Here is a 16,888-nt window from a genome sequence, read left to right as displayed (position 1 = left end):
CCGGGCCGACCCCAAACTGCCGTCGAGTCTAACTGATTTTGAACCTGATCTGACCTCGTCCATTCGGCCAGGTTCTGCCCTGGGAGCGCGTTTGTTATGCTGTCGCTTCAATGTCTGTCGCGGCCCGGGCGTTCCGCTCGCGTCGCCTGCTTTCCCAGGATCCATGCTCCAACTCTTCTACTCGAACCGCTACGAAACCCTTGTCGGCGCGCTGCTCGACGACCTGGCGCAGGCGCCGTCCGATCCCTGGACCGCGCAGCCTGTGATCGTCCCGAGCGCGGCGGTGCGGCGGCGGCTCGAGCTCGACATCGCGGCGCGCCAGGGAATCTGCGCGAATGTCAATTTTGGTTACCTCGCGCAGTGGTTGTGGGCGCAAATCGGCGGCGTGATCGAAGTGCCCAAGCATTCGCCATTCGCGCCGGACCGGCTCGTCTGGCGCTGCTACCGGTTGCTGGGGGAGGCGGATGAAGCATTGCCGTGGAATGCGTCGCCGCGTCTGCGTACTTATCTCGATGCGGCGGATGCATCGATGCGCTATGAACTGGCGCGGCGCGTCGCTACCGTGCTCGACCACTATCTGACTTATCGCCCGGAATGGCTGCTGCAATGGCAGAAGGGCGGTTCGATTTTCGCGAGCGGCGCGGCGGATGACAAGGGGCCGCGTCTCGTTGGCGCAAGTGAAGCGGCCCGTGAGGACGAGCGTTGGCAAGCCGCGCTGTGGCGTGCCGTGCTCGCCGAAGTAGCGGGCGACGCGCAAACGCCCGCAGCCGCCTTACCGCCCGCTTATCGCTTTCTCGAGGAAATCGGCACGCTCGATCTCGAAGCCATCTCGAACGCACAGTGGCCTGAAGCGGTCAGCGTGTTCGCGCTGCCGACCATGCCGCCGCTGCACGTCGCCTTGTTGCGCGCGTTGTCGCGCTGGGTTGACGTGCGTCTGTATGTGATGAACCCGTGCCGTGAATTCTGGTTCGACGTCGTCAGTGCGGGCCGCGTCGAAGCGCTCGATGTTGCTGGTCAGCTCGACTATCAGGAAGTGGGTCATCCGCTGCTAGCCGAATGGGGCCGTCAGACTCAGGCGCAACTGCATATGCTGCACGAGCTGACTGAGAGCGCTGCATCTGGCGAGACCGGAGACTTCACCGAGAATCCGGAACCGAGCTGGCTCGCCGCCGTGCAGAACGGCATCCTCGATCTGCGGGCTGAAGCGGGAACAGACGCGGACACGGACGAATTGCCGATCGAAAACGGCATTGAAGTCCACGTGTGTCACAGCCTGTCGCGGCAGCTCGAAGTGCTGCACGACCGCCTGCTTGGCTGGTTCGATGAGTTCGACGATCTGCAGCCGTCCGATGTGCTCGTTGCCGTGTCCGATCTCGCCGCCGCCGGGCCGTTGATCGATGCGGTATTCGGCACCGCGCCGCCTGGCGATACTCGCCGCATTCCGTATCGGATCACCGGCTTGCCGCCTTCGCAGGCCAATCCGGTCGCGCGTTTGCTGCTCGATTGGCTGGCCTTGCCTGAGCGTAGCGTGGGCGCGCCGGATCTGATCGAATGGTTGCGGGTCGATGCGATCGCCGCGCGTTACGGCATCGATGCCAGCGCGCTTGAAGCTGCGCAGGAATGGCTCGCGGCAGCCGGTGCGCGTCGCGGGCTGGCGCCTGGCGAGCCGACGGGCGAGCACGTGCCTGTCGCGCGTCATACGTTTGCCGATGCGCTGACCCGTTTGTACCTTGGCTACGCGATGCCGGATGGCGGCGAGCCGGTCGATGCCTGGCTGCCCGTTGAAGGCGCTGATGGTTCGGACGCGGAGCTTCTCGGCCGCTTGTCGCGTTTCGTCGACGATATCGAAACCTTCGCGCAGCGCTGCTCGGTCGAGCAGACGCCCGCCGAATGGACGCAACTGCTGCTCGAAACGCTCGCCCAGTGTTTCGATGGCGGCGTGGCGTTTGCCGATTCACTGGCGGCAGTGCGCGACGCGATCGACAAGATGGGCGATGCGATGCAAGCGGGCGCGGACGACGTCGTGCTGCCGGCCGCCGTGGTGCGCGGCGCGCTGACGGAGGCGCTCGACGACCCGGCGCGCGGCGGCGTGCCTTGGGGCAGCGTGACGTTTTCGTCGCTGACCAGCTTGCGCGGTTTGCCGTATCGCATCGTCTGCCTGCTCGGCATGGATGACGGCGTGCTGCCGAGTCTCGCCCGCGCGGACGAATTCGATCTGATGGCCGCGTTCGGTAAAGCCGGTGACCGGCAGCGCCGCGACGATGAACGCAACCTGTTCCTCGATCTGCTGCTGGCCGCGCGCGACCGGCTGTTCATCGCCTATACCGGCCGCAGCATTCGCGACAATGCGCCGTTGCCGCCGGCCGCGCTGGTCGATGAATTGCTCGATCACCTCGCGCAAGTGTCGGCGGGGGAAGGGGCGAGTCCTGCGGAAATCGAAGCCGCGCGGCATGCGTTCATCATTGATCATCCGCTGCAGGCTTTCGCGTCGGACTATTTCTCGTCGCAGCGCGGTCTCTTCACTTACGACGTGGATCGCGCGGAACTGGCCAGTTTGCTGGCCGCGCCGCAGCATCCGGCCGCCGCGCCGTTCTTCGATCAACCCTTGCCGCCCGAAGAGACGGCCTCCGTCGCATTCGACGAATTCGTGCGCTTCTGGCGTCATCCGGCGCGTGCGTTATTGCGCGACCGTTTGGGGATCGTGTTGTCGGATGCGCAGGGTGAGTTGCTCGACACGGAACCGTTCGAACTCGATTGGGCGGGACGGGACGCGCTGGCGGATCGGCTCCTGCCGGTACTGCTGGACAGCGATACCGCAGACGACGACAGCATGTTCGAGCGCGTGCGCCGCGTCGCCGCGGCCAGTCCTGAACTGCCGGGTGGCGCGACCGGCGCGGTATGGCGCTCGCGTGAACTCGGCGCGCTGCGACAACTCGCGGACAGCGTGCGCCGTGAAGTCGCGTCGGGTGTCGAACGCTTGCCGTTCGTGCTGGATATCGTGCCGCGTTGGCCTCACAGCGCCGACATTGCAGATACGCTCTTCGGCACTCATGACGCGGCGCTCCGCAAAGCGGCCGAAACACCGCTGCAACTGCATGGCACCTTGAATTTGCTGACCGAAACAGGACAAGTGATTTTCCGCTACGCCAAGCCCACCGCGCGCGACTATCTGTCGGCGTGGCTTGCGCATCTGGTCTATTGCGCGGCGCTGCCGAACGGCCCACGCCGTACGGTTTGGCATGGCAGTGGCGAGAGCTTCGAGCTCACGCCGGTCGCCGCGCCACTCGATGAGCTGGCGCCGCTTGCGGCGTTGTTCAGAGCAGGGCGCATGCTGCCGCTGCGCTTTTTCCCGAAGAGCGCGTGGGTGAAGGTCAGCGAAAGCGATTCCGCGGCGCAGGGCGTGTGGATCAATGATCGCGTGCGCGGCGAATCCGATGATCCTGCCTTGCGCATCGCGCTGCGCGGCACGCCGCTTTCGCTCGAAGAACCGTTCGGCAGTCTCGCCTCGATCGTATTCAAACCGCTCGTGCAGCATCTGCGGAGCGCGTCATGAGCGGCGCCGTTCACCATCACGCACTGGTCGCTGAAGAGCTCGACGTCTTTGCCTGTTCGCTCGACGGCGTCAATCAGATCGAGGCGTCGGCGGGAACCGGCAAGACCTGGAACATCTGCGCGTTGTACGTGCGGCTGCTGCTCGAAAAGAACCTGAACGCGGATCAGATTCTTGTCGTGACCTTTACGAAGGCGGCGACCGCGGAGTTGCACGAGCGGATTCGCGGGCGGCTCGCGGAACTGGACCGGGCTATCGATACAGACGACGACGGCGGCGATCCGTTCATCCAGCGTCTCTTTGAAACGACGCTGGCGCCGGAGCGCGGCATCGATCTTGAGACCGCATTGAAGGTCGTCCGCCGCGCACTGCGCACGTTCGACCAGGCCGCGATTCACACCATCCACGCGTTCTGTCAGCGTGCGTTGCAGGAGGCGCCGTTCGCCGCGGCCATGCCGTTCGCCTTCGAAATGGAAGCCGACGATGCGGCCTTGCGTTTCGAAATGGCGGCCGATTTCTGGCGCGAGCAGGTGGAACCGGTGGCTTATGCGCATCCTGCGTTTGCCGCATGGCTGGTGGCCAAACGCGCTGGTCCCGCATCGCTCGATGAGCAACTCGCGCGGCGCTTGAAGAAGCCGTTGGCGCAGTTGCGCTGGGGCAAGGTCGATTCAGGTGGAAACAATGCCGATCCGCAGGCGGGTTTCGATGCCGCCTGCGCGATGTGGCAGGCGGAGCGCGACGCGATCGTCAGTCTGCTTGGACAAGCGCAGGACCGTCTGAGCAAGACCTCGCACAAGCCTGAACTCGTGAGCGCCGCGATTGCTGCGTGGACCGAATATTTCGCTCAGGGCGATTGCCATGCGCCGCCGCCCAAGGCTGCCTTGAAACTGACGGCTTCGGCGTTGAAGAAGGCGACCAAGGTCAAGTTCGAACCGCCCGAGCATCCGTTCTTCGAGTACGCCGAGGCGCTCTCTGCCGCCGTGATCGCCGCCGAAGCCGCGCAACGCGCGCGCTGGCTTTCGCTCGTCGAAACCTGGCTCGACTACGCGCCCGCCGAACTGATAGCGCGCAAACGCACGCGCCGGGTGGTGTCGTTCGACGATCTGCTGTCCAACCTGTATCGCGCGCTCGCGGCCAACCCGTGGCTGGCCGATGCTTTGCGCACGCGTTATCCGGCCGCACTGATCGACGAGTTTCAGGATACCGATCCGTTGCAGTTCGCGATCTTCAGCCGCATCTTCGCGCCGGCTGGTCCGCTGTTTCTGGTCGGCGATCCGAAGCAGGCGATCTACAGTTTTCGCGCGGCCGATCTGCATACTTATCTGGCGGCGCGTGAGGCGGCTTCGGCGTGCTACACGCTTGCGGTCAATCAGCGTTCGACCGCGCCGATCGTCGAGGCCTGCAACCGGCTGTTCGAAGCCAATCCGCAGGCGTTCGTGCTCGACGGTCTCGGCTATCAGCCGGTGCGGGCTGGCGAGCGGCGTCGTCCGCCGTTCTCCGAACCGGATGCAAACGCGGGAGATTTCCGCATCTGGACCTTGCCGCAAGGCGACGCCGCGTTGACCAAACGCGAAGCGCAGCGCGCGGCGAGCGAAGCCTGCGCCGCCGAGATCGTGCGGCTCCTGCGCGGTGCGCGTGAAGGGTCGGTGACGATCGGCGACGCGCCGCTCGCACCGGGCAATATCGCGGTGCTCGTGCAAACTCATAAGCAAGGCAGTCTGATCAAGCGTGTGCTGGCGTCGTGGGGCGTGGGCAGCGTGGAACTGGCGCAGGCTTCGGTGTTCGCCACGCTCGACGCCGAGCAGATCGAGCGCGTGCTGGCCGCGGTTGACACGCCGGGCGATCTGCGCCGCTTGCGCGCCGCACTCGCCACCGATTGGCTTGGTCTTGATGCCGCCGCACTGTGGCGCCTCGAGCAGGTCGCCGACGCACCGGCACCGGCCGACGATCCAGCGCATGCCGCGGACGCAATGGGTTGGGTCGAACGTTTCTCGCGCTATCGCACGCTATGGCACGAGCGCGGCTTCGCCTTGATGTGGCGCACGCTGATGCGCGAGCTGCGCGTCGCACAGCGCCTGGTGGCCGGACCGGACGGCGAGCGCCGTCTGACGAACGTGAATCATCTGGCCGAACTCGTGCAGGCGCGTGCCGCCACGCAGCCCGGCATCGCGCCGACCTTGCGTTGGCTCGCCGCGCAACGCACGCAAGGTGGCGGCGAAGACGCGCAATTGCGGCTCGAGTCGGATCGCAACCTTGTGCAGATCGTCACCGTGCACAAATCGAAAGGGCTGGAATATGCGGTCGTGTTCTGTCCGTTTCTGAACGACGGTGCGCTGCGCGAGCCGCCATCCTCCGGCTTGCCCGATGCACGCGAGTATCACGACGAAACGGGCGGCGCGGTGCTGCACTACGGTTGTGATGACGAGGAAGCCGAACGCGCGTCACGTTACGCGGCGCGCGAACAGGCCGCGGAACGGGCGCGGCTCGTCTACGTTGCGTTGACGCGCGCGGTGTACCGTTGCTATCTCGTCGCAGGGACTTATCTTTCGTCGCGCTCCACCAAGGAGTCGCGGCGCAGCGTGCTGAACTGGCTGGTGGGTGGCAACGGTCACAGCTTCGACGATTGGCTCACCGATCCACCCGACGAAGCCGCTTTGTCATCATCGTGGCAGGCGCTGGCGGGCGGTCCGATCACGTTGCAGGCATTGCCGAAAGTGGAGCGCCGTGCGCCCTTGGAAAGCCTCCAGGACAGCGGCGCGCGGATGCAGGCGCGCGCCAATCGGCGGCCGTTGCGTGACCAGTGGCGCATGGCCAGCTTCAGCGGCTTGATCGCCGCCGGCAGCAAAGCGGAGGAGGGGCATACGCCGCTGGAAGAGGTACGCCCCGATCACGACGAGATCGCCGACGCGCTCGCGCCAACGCCGTTAGCGGCACCACAAGCGCCGTTCTATGCTGAGGACGACATTCTCGCGTTTCCACGCGGCGCGGCGGCGGGCGAGTGTCTGCACCGCATGTTCGAGCTCGCGGATTTCACCGATCCGCAGACATGGCCGGACGCCATCCGGGGCGCGTTGCGCGAGAGTCCGGCGCCGGCAGTGCCCGAACTCGCGGCACGCTTGCCCGCCATGATGCATAACCTGATCGCGGACGTGGTGAGCACCGAGCTTGTGCCCGGCATGGCGCTCGCCAGGTTGAATCCGCGGCACCGTCTGAACGAACTCGAATTTCTGTTTGCCGCGCCTTCGCTCGATTTTCCGGCGTTGCGCGAGTTGCTGATCGAACACGGCTATCCCGACGTTGCGCTGGAACCCGGCATGTTGCGTGGGTTCGTCAAAGGATTTATCGACATGATCGTCGAGCACGACGGACGCTTCTGGATCGTCGACTGGAAGTCGAACCATCTGGGCGACACCGCCGCCGACTACGCCGCGGCGCCGCTCGAAGCGGCCATGGCGAGCCATGCGTATCACCTGCAGGCGCTGCTCTATACGGTGGCGCTGCATCGCTATCTGAAAACGCGGGTGCGCGATTATGCGTACGACACGCACATCGGCGGCTATCTCTATCTGTTCGTGCGCGGGGTTCGTCCGCAGTGGCGCGATGCCGATGGAGCGGCCGGCGTGCACATGCGGCGGCCTGCATTCGAGCTGGTGGCGCTGCTCGACGCGGCAATGATCGGAGGTGTCGCATGAGCACGTTCGAGCGGAGCTCTTCCGCGCCGGAGCTAGACGACATCGGCGTGAATCTGCCCGCGCCGGCCGATTTCAGCACCGCGCTTGCCGAAGGGTTCGCGCGCCGCATCGGCACGTTGGCGCGGCGTGGTGGCGCCTCGGGCGAGGCCGTGAAGTGGGCCGCGCGGGCCGCCTTTGCCGCGAGCCGTGCGACTGCCGAAGGGCACGTGTGCCTGCCGCTGGCGGTGCTGGCGCGACGCTTCGATGCATCGAGCGCGGAAGTGCGTGCAGCGCTGTTCGCAAGCGGCATGGCTAGCGACGGGTCACAAAGTGCGGCGGCGTTGCGGCCGCTCGTGATCGATGGGCAAGGGCGGCTGTATCTTGCGCGTTACTACGACTATGAACGGCGTCTCGCCCGCTCGCTGGTTGCGCATGCGGGTGCAAATGCAGGCGCCAGTGCAGGCGTAGACGCGGATGCGACCGCTCAAATGTTGCACGAACGTCTGTTGCGCTACTTCGGCCTCGCGCAGGACGACGAAGTCGACTGGCAACGTGTCGCGGCAGTCATGGCGCTGTCCGGGCACTTGACCATCGTCAGCGGCGGCCCAGGTACCGGCAAGACGACGACGGTGGTCGGCGTGCTCGCCTGTTTGCTGGATGCGCGGGCCGATCTGCGAATTGCGTTGGCGGCGCCTACCGGCAAAGCCGCGCAACGCATGCAGGAAGCCTTGCTCGCCCGTGCCGGCGATTTGCCGCCCGAACTCGCAGCGCGTTTGCCACAGACGTCGTACACCTTGCATCGGTTGCTTGGTTCAGGGCCGAGTGGGCGCTTCCGGCATCATCGCGACAATCCGCTGCCTTACGACGTCGTTGTGATCGACGAGGCTTCGATGATCGACGTGGCGATGGCGGCGCATCTGCTCGACGCCATTGCGCCGCAGACACGTCTCGTGATGCTGGGTGACAAGGACCAGCTCGCTGCCGTCGAGGCTGGGGCGGTGTTCGCCGAGCTCAGCGCGCGGCCTGCTTTTACGCAGAACGGACTGCAGAGGATTGCTGAGGCGCTGGGCATCGAATCGGCGCGGTTGTCGGATGCACTGCCGGATGCATCGAGCGGCTTCGACGAAGAGCCTGACGATTTTTTCACGCAAACGGGTGCGCCAGACGATTTCGATACGCAGCCTGACGACTTGTTCGTCTCAGCACCGCCTTCGCCCGCCCAAAACCCGCTCGCCGACTGCGTCGTCTGGCTCGAGCGCAACTATCGATTCGGCCTCGAATCGCCCATCGGCCGTTTGTCGCTCGCGATTCGCAACGGTGCGGCCGGCGCGGCCCTCGAAGTCCTGCGCATCGATCCGGCCGAACCCTGCGCAGCGGCGCTGTACGAAGATACGCATGCGACGCTCACCGATCGCACAATCGCGCGACTCGCCGCAGGTTTTGCCCCGTACGCGGATGCGCTCGCCGAAGCACTGGCCGCCGATACACCGGACCCATTGCCGCTCTTCGACGCGCTGAACCGTTTTCGAATTCTGTGCGCGACCCGTTCGGGGCCGCGCGGCGTCGATCAGGTGAATGCCGCGATGGCCGCGCAGGTGCGGCGCGCAGCGGGCGTGACGCTGGCCGTGGGCGCGCAGTGGTTCGCTGGACGCCCCGTCATGGTGACGCGCAACGATTATGCGCTCGGACTGTTCAACGGCGACATCGGCATTGCGCTGCCGGGTGCGGGCGGTGCGTTGCGCGTGTATTTCCGTACCGGTGACGGCGGTCTGCGGGCCGTGTCGCCTGCTGCACTGCCGCCGCACGATACGGCATTCGCGCTCACGGTTCATAAGTCGCAAGGCTCGGAGTTCCAGCATGCGGTGTTGATGTTGCCGTCGGTGTTCAGCCGCGTGCTGTCGCGTGAGCTCGTCTACACGGCGATTACCCGTGCGCGTGAGCGTGTGGAGGTGATTGGCGCGCGCGCCGTGCTGGCGCAGGCCATCGCGACGCCGACGCAGCGTGATTCAGGTCTAGCCGCGCGAATTGCGGAGGCGTGCCGCGTCGCCTAGCGGGATCGTGTGGGCGAGGCACGTATTCGTTCGCGAGCTCAGCAAGGAGTCAGCGCGATTCAGGCAGTCCGTGTGGCGTAGGCAGCCGAGGCAACTTGGGCAGCTAAGCGGCCGAGCAGCCAACCCCTCAGCCCGTGATCCCGCCCGGCTGCACGCGCGCCTCGACCCGGCTGGGCATGGTCTTGCGATACCACAGCGTCCACAGCGTCAGGGCGCCGTAAATGCCATAGCCTATGAACGGCGAGACCACCAGAAAGCGCTCGATGGGCCAGGTGAGCGCCATCCAGGCGCGCAGCGCCGTTTCACCGGTCAGGCCGACGCCCCATACGAGCGTCATGAGCCGCATTGCGCTGACGAGGGCAGGCCGCTCGCGCCACAAGGCTTCAAAGCGCTCGGCGCCGCCTTCCATTTCACGGGCGACGGTGGCGCGCGCGAGATAGAAGATCAGCGGACGGCGCATCGGCAACGACAGCAGAAACACCACGCCCACCGCGCCGGACACGAGCGACTCCCGCAGCAACAACATTCGGGGACTGCCGCCCAGCGCCATCGCCGCGACCGACAGTACGATGCCCGCCACGACCATGATGCTGAGCGCGTCGACGCGTCGAAAGCGCACCAGTTCGATCAGGCTCCAGACGATCGGCGGCACGGCGGACGCGATCAGCGCGCCGGTCTCGCCCAGGTGCGGCAGCGCGAACCGGTAGGCAAGCCATGGCAGCAGAAAGTTGACGGCCAGTTCCAGCACAAAACCCGGACGGAGTTTCATATTAATTTACGCTGTAAGCGAAAACCGCAGTATCGATGAACCGGCCGTGTCGATGCAAATAGTTTTTCGCATCGGCAGCCGCGGCCGATAGTCCGTAGTCGGTATTCGACTTTGCTCTGTGTACACTTGCGTCTCTAGCTCAATCCCATCATGACATCCCGTTATCCGATCCCGCCGAACGAAATCGAATTGACCGCAGTGCGCGCGCAAGGAGCGGGCGGCCAGAACGTCAACAAGGTCTCGAGCGCCATCCATCTGCGCTTCGACGTGCACGCTTCGTCGTTACCGGAGGTGCTGAAGATGCGCCTGCTCGCGCTGTCCGATCATCGGCTTACGCGCGACGGCGTGGTGATCATCAAGGCGCAGCAGCATCGCACTCAGGAGATGAACCGCGCGGCGGCGCTGGCGCGGCTCGACGAGCTGATCGAAAGCGTCAGCGTGACGCGCAAGCCGCGTGTCGCGACCCGGCCGACGCGCGCGTCTAATCGGCGTCGCCTCGACAGCAAGGCCAAGCGCAGTGAGATCAAATCCGGTCGCGGGCGGGTTGAGGATTGATGGGATTAAAGGGATTTAAGGCGGCGGGGCCGAGGCGCTAAATCCCGGCAGAGCGACAAAAGTGCCCTGTGAGGCACCCTGAGAATCTCACGACAACGCGCGCCAGCTTACAGTCGCTCGCGTTCAGCGTTTGCCCCCGCGTCGGCCAGAACGCGTATCGGCCGGCGAAGTCATTGGCACAAAATCGACGCACAGCACATGCGTGCCGTCACGTTCGAATGCGATTGCCGCGGTATAGCAATCCTGGCCGTCCGCGAGCGAGTAGTGCGGCCCCATCATGGCGACGCGTCCTGGCGCGGCGAGTGCGTGCTTGAAGTACGCGCGCCGCGACCAGTTGCTGCGCGTATCGGTGTAGAGCGGCGCGAGCCGCAACGGAGGTGGCGGCAGCGAGACGGCCGAGACCGACGCCTGCGTCTGTTCGCCTTGGCCGTCGGTGACGAACACGCGGCGTGCTTCGGGCAGATGCCACACCTTTTGCGCCGCCTGCCGCAGATCGCCGGTGGCTTTGAAGGTGTCGGAAGCGGCGAGCACGGCTTCGGCGAACCCTTCGAAACCAAGCCGCTGGTGGCCGGCATGGGCCTGTTCATAGGCGGCGAACTTGCTCCACATCGACTCGATCAGCGCCGGCACTTTGGCGCACGCCGCCTGCACCGAACCCTTCGGCTGGCCGAGCCAGAAACCTTGCACGAAATCGACGTCGGCCTGCATCAGGATCATCAACTCTTCGTCGGTTTCGACACCTTCGGCCAGCACCAGCGTACCGGACTGGTGGAGCATCGCGATTAGATGGCTGATCATCGAATCGTCGCCTTCACGCTTGCCCGCGCGCGCGACCAGCGAGCGGTCGAGTTTGACGATGTCGGGGCGAAAGCGCCACACGCGGTCGAAGTTTGAAAAGCCGGTGCCGAAGTCGTCGATCGCAATCAGGAAGTCGCGCGGCTGCGACGCCGCGAGCATGCTGGCGACAGCGGATTCATCGTCAGCAGGTTGTTCAAGTACTTCGATGACGATGCGCTCCTGCGCCAAGCCGAAGTGCGCCGAGAGCTCGTCGATAAAGGTGCGCTGCGGCCAGCCGGTTTCGAACACCTGCGGACGCGTATTCAGAAACAGCCAGCCGGTGCTGATGCCCTGTTCCATGAAATTCGCCACGTGCAGGCAGCGTGCGATGCGATCGAGCTCGCGTGCGTCGGCGGCCGAGCGCGTGCCGGAGAAGAGCACTTCCGGCGATACCGGCAAGCCGACCGGATCGAACGCGCGCAGCAGACCCTCGTAGCCGACCACGCACTGATGCGTGACGGACAGCACCGGCTGGAACACGCTGTGCAGGGTTAGCGCGCGCCACGTCGCGGTCCAGCCGGACTCGTCCCGGACCAGATGCGGGAGCAGGCCGCTAAGGGTCAATTCGCTGACGGTCGGCATAAGGGCAGGCATGAGTGCGGGCATAGTGACATCGCGGCAAGCGGGTGACGGGGCGCGCGGACAGATTTAACGCGCAACGGATGCACAGCCCAGGCGCCGGCAGGGTAAGGCGGGCACAGCCCGGGAACGCGGAGAGCAATGCCAGCCATGCTGGGCTCCGGCGGGATTAGTCAAAACCAGTCTAGCAGTTCGAACTTCGCGTGAATGTGCGGGTTATCACAGACGCGGAATGTGGCTGGGCGGCTAACAAACCGGCCGTGGCGCGGTGGCCGGCCCCGGTCCTGTGGGTGTTTGGCGTGGGTTTCGCACTCGTTTGCCGCGCGCAGGATCGACCGTTCGAATGCAATCAATCATGCGTATGAAACCGAGGGTAGCAGGGCGGTGAGTGGCCGCCCGCCAAACTCCAGGCAAGGACGGTGCTCAGACATTTTGCGTCCGCGGGTGGCTCTGCTGCAGGGTAATCACGGCGTGGCCGCAGGAGCCGGCCCAGTGCGCGTGAGCGCCTGCAGGATTGACGGGCGGCGGGTATGCTGCTGCTTTTCCTGAACAAACGGAGTACAGGCATGACGGAAATAGCGGTGGTCGCAATCTCGGTGGCAAAGCCGGGTTATGAAGAGCAATTGCGCGAAGCGGCAGAAGGCATCGTTGGGCCTACGCGCGAAGAGCAAGGTGCGCTTCAATACGATCTGCACCGTGACGTGCAGGAGCCGCGCCGGTTCGTGTTTGTCGAGCGTTGGGAAAGCCAGGAAGCGCTGGCGGCGCATGCAAAATCCGCGCACATTGCCGCTTATAAGAAAGCGGTGGCGGATTGGGTCGAACACGCGGAAATTCGCGTCTTGTCGAAGATCGCGTAAGCGTTTGAAGGACGAACAGGGGGGGCGAACAGCGGGGGATCTCTGAAGGTCGAACCCCGAAAGTCGAACGACGGCGAGCGAGCTGCCAGGCCGGACACGGCCTGCGCGGCGCTCGCCGTTTATCTTTAGTGCGTGGCTTGCGGGACGTCGAGGATCAGGATGATGGTCCAGTCGGCATCGCCGTCGTGGTGATACTGACGTTCCGCGACAATGAACGGCTGTTGCTTGCCGTCCGGGCCAAGAAACAGCACGTCGCCTTCCATCGGCAGGCACTCGACGGGCGGTAGCGCGAGGAACGCTTCCTGACCGCCGCGCGGCATCAGTTTTTCGATTTTGCGAGATGCTGCTTCAGTCCATTCGATATCTAGCTGGATGTTGCTCATGCTGTCCTCCGCACCAAGGTGCGCACAGGTTAGGGGGAGTCCGGCAGGCGCCGGTCGGTGCGCGACTTTAGCATAACGTCGGCCGGCCGCAGCGGGCCTGCGGCGAGTCCATTAGACAACAAAAAAGCCGAAACCGGCGGTGCCGGCTTCGGCTTTTCACCTTCGCGGCGAGGCCGCAGGTGATGCTGTCAAACTGCGCTTACGAACTGGCGGCTTCGGCCTTGGCGGCCTTCTTGTGATGGTGCGGGGCCATCTTGTGATGTTTCTCCGGCATAGGCGCGCTTTCCATTGCTTGCTGGCGGTTTTGCAAATCTTGCGCGCGCTGCTCGACGTCGGCGGCCTTGGCCGGATCGGTGCTCATCATGACGCCGTTGTCCTGCGCATAGGCCGCGCCTGTTACGGCACTGAGGGAAACCAGGATCGCCAGGGACACTTTCTTCATTGTTACCTCCGCAGAGTGGTAATGGACCCGAGTATTTGCCTGTCCAATCGGAAAGACAATGCATTCTAGCCAGCAATATCCGCTCCAGCGGACGTTTTGTAACTACAGTGACAATTGGTTACACCTTGTTACGTTCGGTCCACAGTCGCTGTCGACGACGATCTCATTTCGAACTCGACAATGCGTTGGCGGCACAAAGAATATTCGCATCTCTAAATAAATTGCTTTGTCAGGAATCGCGAGATTCAGAACCATCCGATTGCACGATAGACGTGAAATTGCGCGATTCCAATCAGTTCGTGCAGTGCAATCTCTGCATTCACCAGATTGTCATAGCGCGGCAGTACACCGGGATCTGTGTGCAGCGCGCTCGAGATCAGCGGCTGTGGCGTGAGGCCGAAACGATGGAAGTCGAGCAATGCGCGCGGCATCTGATAGGCGGAGGTGACGAGTATCAGGGAATCGTAACCTGACCGGCCGAGAATGGCAGAGACGTTGCGCGCATTTTCGTAGGTCGTGCGGCTGGTGTTTTCCAGCACGATGTCCGCACGCGGCACCTGGCGGCGCAGCAGGTAGGGCAGGTAGGTATCCGCTTCGGTTGCGCTATGCCGCTGCGGATTGCCCCCGCTCACGATAACCTGACACGTGGCGGCCGCACGCTTGCAGGCTGCGTAGTTTTCCGCGCTCGCGGCGATGCGCGCGAGCACGTCACGCGGTGGCACGAGCACATCGTCATCGCCGTAAATGGTGCCGCCGCCGAGCATGATTATCGCGGTGCGCGGCGCGAAGCGGGCGGGCGTGTCGGTCTGCCGATGCGGCTGCGCCAATTCCAGCAATGGCGCCGTGAGCCAGCCGGCGGCGAGCAGCCAGAACAGGGCGATCGCGCCCATGGCGAGAGGTCGGCGGGCGCGTTTCCAAAGCACGATTGCTGCAAAAAAAAGCGCTAATAAAGTGAATAGAATCAATTTAAATGGGGTAACGTATGACTTTCGGGACAAATCTATGGGCCTGCCATCGCGCCGCAGCGGTTGCATCGTCGGCCCGTAGACAGAACGCTAACATGGTGTTCAGACGGGGGTTCCGAAAACGAGACCAGGGCAGCACCTGGCGGAATTCGACCGCATGAAAGCGGCCAGTTTCCAGCCAAGGGCGGGTGCTATGCGCGTCACTGGTGGCGCGGTGACGTGTTGGGCATAGATGTGTCATAGCTGCACTTTAAGAAAGAAGTGAGATGACCACGTATTCCAACGAAGCGGTACTTGAAGCGCTGCGGCGGGCGCAATATCGCCAGGTCCCATGGGCCAGACGACCGGGTGTCTTCCAATATCTTCGCGCGCTAGGCTTGATGGACACTGTTCGGCAGCGCACCGTCGCACCGGCTCCGGGCTTTCATGCACCGGTCGATATTGCCGTGCTCACCGACCGCGGCAGAGCCGAGTTCGCGAGGCTTGCGCACGACGAACGCCTGTTGAGCTGGACCGCACAGCGAATGAACGACTACGTCGTCGCGACAGCCGAAGCGCGGCCCACAGCCGCTCTCGAAGCCCGGCCTTAAGGGCGCGGGCGAAAGGCGCTGGCGCTGTATTTCCCAGCCGCTCCACGCGGCTGGTGGTGATTCCATTGCTTCGCTTTATTGGCTGGCTGGTGCGCCTGATACAGTGCGTGCCGCTCGCCTGTTGGCGCAAAAAAAAGCCCGTATCGCAAGGATACGGGCGTACCGGAATTACTACTGCCACGCTGTGCTAATGGCGTTGAATCAGACTGGCGCATTGGCCGGTGGTTCCCTGATCGTTCAATTCGCCATGCAGCGCGTTGTCTTGCAGCGACGATGGGCGCCGGCTATATCGAACAATGGCGGCGAACAACAGCGGCAATCCCAAGTGATTTGACACACGCACACGCCGAGCCGGTCACCGGCGCGGCGGCGCATGCCTAGCGGCGGCGTGCAGGGTCGTCGCGCGGCGGTTCAGGTCGCGTTCGTACATTGCTCGCGATATCGCCGCGCAAGTCGCCACGGGGCGCAGGCGGCGTGAAGTCGCGGTTGCGTGTTCCGCTTTGCTGCCAGGCTTCGATGGTGGCCGTGTGATCCGGCCGCCAGTTCCACCCTTGTGGGCGCTGCTGTGCGAGCGCCGGTGCGGCCATTGATGAAACGACAATGCCGCACAGAAGCAGTGACATTGGTTTCATGCTGAGCTCCCGTCAAGCCGATCGACTCAAGGCCTGTTTGCATACGTATAAGGTATGCCGAGTGGCGAAAGCACGCTGTAAGCAATAGTAAATGGATGTTTCACCAGCAATCATCGGCTCGCTTCAGGCGTCTGAAGCGAGCCGAAAATGACGGCGAAGAAACGGGAGGGGACGACTCAGCTGGGCGCGCCGAAGAGCGGTGCCCATTGCAGGTCGGACGGGCGTCGAAAGACGGCGCACGGCGGCCCAGATACACGCCGGGCGCCCGCAGGCGCCCGGAGGCAAAACAATTCGCGTCAGGCCATCTTGACCGGCGCGCGCCACGATTCCGGATTGGTCCAGAATGCGCCACGCAGACGGTCGCGGCTCGGCGGTGCCGGCGGTTTCGCCGCAGTCGCGCCAATGCGGCCGCGCAGCGAAATTTCACGGCCGCTCGTGCCGAGTCGCTTAACTATTTCGGCGAGCGTACCATCGGCTTGCCATTCGTCGAAGCGACGGCGGCAAGTCGGCGGCGACGGATAGCGGCCCGGCAGTTTGGACCAGCCTTCTCCAGTCGACAGCACCCAAAGCACGGCATTGACTACTGCGCGCGCTTCCACGCGTGGTCGACCACGACGTTCGCTCCGTGCTGGCTCCGCACAGAACAACGCCTCGACCAGCGCCCACTCGTTGTCTCTCAAATCGTCGAACAGCATCATGTTTCACCTCAGCGAAGCTAACTCCGGTGCGCTGCCCCGCGCCGCGCACTCTCCATGCACTCGATAGGCGAGTGCCAAGGGGGGTCGGGCTTGCCACGATCTGCTATTCAGTCAGTAGTCATGGCGCCGACCCTGTGTGCATGTAAATGCAGGAAGTGTGCCAACTTGATCCAACTACCTGAAAGCCCTGTGACAGCGGGCCAGCGCGGGCGCTAGCTAGGGGCGTATAAGAATCCAAAAAACCCATCTCGCAAATCGGGACAATCACCAATCTTGTGCAATCAAGCCCGTCCAGCGTGCGTTTGCGCC

Annotated in this window: 12 protein-coding genes and 1 pseudogene; 6 read left to right on the top strand and 7 right to left on the bottom strand. The window is 64.1% G+C overall.

What is annotated here, in order from left to right:
* Window positions 1–163: 163 nt before the first annotated feature.
* Genes recC through KHO30_RS18155 form a run of 3 tightly spaced genes read left to right on the top strand, consistent with a single transcriptional unit; the run spans window position 164 to window position 9,272 of the window.
* Window positions 164–3,553 carry an exodeoxyribonuclease V subunit gamma gene (recC, locus tag KHO30_RS18165; protein WP_211701734.1) on the top strand — a complete coding sequence of 1,130 codons (3,390 nt, stop codon included), beginning with the start codon at window positions 164–166 and terminating at the stop codon, window positions 3,551–3,553.
* Complete coding sequence (recB, locus tag KHO30_RS18160; protein ID WP_211701733.1) at window positions 3,550–7,242, top strand: exodeoxyribonuclease V subunit beta; 3,693 nt, start codon at window positions 3,550–3,552, stop codon at window positions 7,240–7,242. The genes recC and recB overlap by 4 nt, the downstream gene beginning before the upstream one ends.
* Window positions 7,239–9,272, top strand: a complete 2,034-nt coding sequence (locus KHO30_RS18155) for an AAA family ATPase (protein ID WP_211701732.1) — start codon at window positions 7,239–7,241, stop codon at window positions 9,270–9,272. The genes recB and KHO30_RS18155 overlap by 4 nt, the downstream gene beginning before the upstream one ends.
* A gap of 127 nt (window positions 9,273–9,399) precedes the next feature.
* Here the strand turns inward: KHO30_RS18155 and KHO30_RS18150 are convergent, their stop codons facing one another.
* The gene (locus KHO30_RS18150) at window positions 9,400–10,041 is read right to left on the bottom strand and encodes a VC0807 family protein (protein WP_093632437.1); all 642 of its coding nucleotides are present in this window, start codon (window positions 10,039–10,041) and stop codon (window positions 9,400–9,402) included.
* A gap of 150 nt (window positions 10,042–10,191) precedes the next feature.
* On the opposite strand from KHO30_RS18150, the gene arfB reads away from it, so the two are divergent.
* Window positions 10,192–10,596 carry an alternative ribosome rescue aminoacyl-tRNA hydrolase ArfB gene (arfB, locus tag KHO30_RS18145; protein WP_054034662.1) on the top strand — a complete coding sequence of 135 codons (405 nt, stop codon included), beginning with the start codon at window positions 10,192–10,194 and terminating at the stop codon, window positions 10,594–10,596.
* Between the two features lie 123 nt (window positions 10,597–10,719).
* Here the strand turns inward: arfB and KHO30_RS18140 are convergent, their stop codons facing one another.
* On the bottom strand, window positions 10,720–12,015 hold the full coding sequence (locus KHO30_RS18140) for an EAL domain-containing protein (protein WP_093632439.1): 1,296 nt from the start codon (window positions 12,013–12,015) through the stop codon (window positions 10,720–10,722).
* Between the two features lie 563 nt (window positions 12,016–12,578).
* Here KHO30_RS18140 and KHO30_RS18135 point away from each other — a divergent pair.
* On the top strand, window positions 12,579–12,869 hold the full coding sequence (locus KHO30_RS18135; RefSeq protein ID WP_211701731.1) for a putative quinol monooxygenase: 291 nt from the start codon (window positions 12,579–12,581) through the stop codon (window positions 12,867–12,869).
* A gap of 125 nt (window positions 12,870–12,994) precedes the next feature.
* On the opposite strand, the gene KHO30_RS18130 is transcribed toward KHO30_RS18135, so the two are convergent.
* The 3 genes from KHO30_RS18130 to KHO30_RS18120 all read right to left on the bottom strand — a co-directional run bounded on the left by KHO30_RS18130 (window position 12,995) and on the right by KHO30_RS18120 (window position 14,659).
* Window positions 12,995–13,252, bottom strand: a complete 258-nt coding sequence (locus tag KHO30_RS18130) for a hypothetical protein (protein WP_007182306.1) — start codon at window positions 13,250–13,252, stop codon at window positions 12,995–12,997.
* A 199-nt stretch (window positions 13,253–13,451) separates the two neighbouring features.
* On the bottom strand, window positions 13,452–13,694 hold the full coding sequence (locus tag KHO30_RS18125; protein ID WP_093632441.1) for a hypothetical protein: 243 nt from the start codon (window positions 13,692–13,694) through the stop codon (window positions 13,452–13,454).
* 245 nt (window positions 13,695–13,939) lie between these two features.
* On the bottom strand, window positions 13,940–14,659 hold the full coding sequence (locus KHO30_RS18120; RefSeq protein WP_425312909.1) for a YdcF family protein: 720 nt from the start codon (window positions 14,657–14,659) through the stop codon (window positions 13,940–13,942).
* Between the two features lie 266 nt (window positions 14,660–14,925).
* Here KHO30_RS18120 and KHO30_RS18115 point away from each other — a divergent pair, with 266 nt between their 5' ends.
* Window positions 14,926–15,249 (top strand): hypothetical protein, encoded by a 324-nt coding sequence (locus tag KHO30_RS18115; protein ID WP_054034659.1) that lies wholly within the window; start codon window positions 14,926–14,928, stop codon window positions 15,247–15,249.
* Between the two features lie 377 nt (window positions 15,250–15,626).
* On the opposite strand, the gene KHO30_RS18110 is transcribed toward KHO30_RS18115, so the two are convergent.
* On the bottom strand, window positions 15,627–15,881 hold the full coding sequence (locus KHO30_RS18110) for a hypothetical protein (protein WP_093632446.1): 255 nt from the start codon (window positions 15,879–15,881) through the stop codon (window positions 15,627–15,629).
* 299 nt (window positions 15,882–16,180) lie between these two features.
* Window positions 16,181–16,576: pseudogene (locus tag KHO30_RS18105) on the bottom strand (transposase); the annotation flags it as partial.
* Between the last annotated feature and the right edge of the window lie 312 nt (window positions 16,577–16,888).

It is taken from the genome of Paraburkholderia aspalathi (genome assembly GCF_905220735.1).
GTDB lineage: Bacteria > Pseudomonadota > Gammaproteobacteria > Burkholderiales > Burkholderiaceae > Paraburkholderia > Paraburkholderia aspalathi.
This window is presented reverse-complemented; position numbering and strand designations above follow the sequence as displayed.

Excerpts from the sequence above, each read along its gene's own strand:
- arfB (WP_054034662.1), top strand. The coding sequence starts at position 10,192 with ATGACATCCCGTTATCCGATCCCGCCGAACGAAATCGAATTGACCGCA.
- KHO30_RS18135 (WP_211701731.1), top strand. The coding sequence starts at position 12,579 with ATGACGGAAATAGCGGTGGTCGCAATCTCGGTGGCAAAGCCGGGTTAT.
- KHO30_RS18140 (WP_093632439.1), bottom strand. The coding sequence starts at position 12,015 with ATGCCGACCGTCAGCGAATTGACCCTTAGCGGCCTGCTCCCGCATCTG.
- KHO30_RS18110 (WP_093632446.1), bottom strand. The coding sequence starts at position 15,881 with ATGAAACCAATGTCACTGCTTCTGTGCGGCATTGTCGTTTCATCAATG.
- KHO30_RS18130 (WP_007182306.1), bottom strand. The coding sequence starts at position 13,252 with ATGAGCAACATCCAGCTAGATATCGAATGGACTGAAGCAGCATCTCGC.
- KHO30_RS18115 (WP_054034659.1), top strand. The coding sequence starts at position 14,926 with ATGACCACGTATTCCAACGAAGCGGTACTTGAAGCGCTGCGGCGGGCG.
- recB (WP_211701733.1), top strand. The coding sequence starts at position 3,550 with ATGAGCGGCGCCGTTCACCATCACGCACTGGTCGCTGAAGAGCTCGAC.
- KHO30_RS18150 (WP_093632437.1), bottom strand. The coding sequence starts at position 10,041 with ATGAAACTCCGTCCGGGTTTTGTGCTGGAACTGGCCGTCAACTTTCTG.
- recC (WP_211701734.1), top strand. The coding sequence starts at position 164 with ATGCTCCAACTCTTCTACTCGAACCGCTACGAAACCCTTGTCGGCGCG.
- KHO30_RS18125 (WP_093632441.1), bottom strand. The coding sequence starts at position 13,694 with ATGAAGAAAGTGTCCCTGGCGATCCTGGTTTCCCTCAGTGCCGTAACA.
- KHO30_RS18155 (WP_211701732.1), top strand. The coding sequence starts at position 7,239 with ATGAGCACGTTCGAGCGGAGCTCTTCCGCGCCGGAGCTAGACGACATC.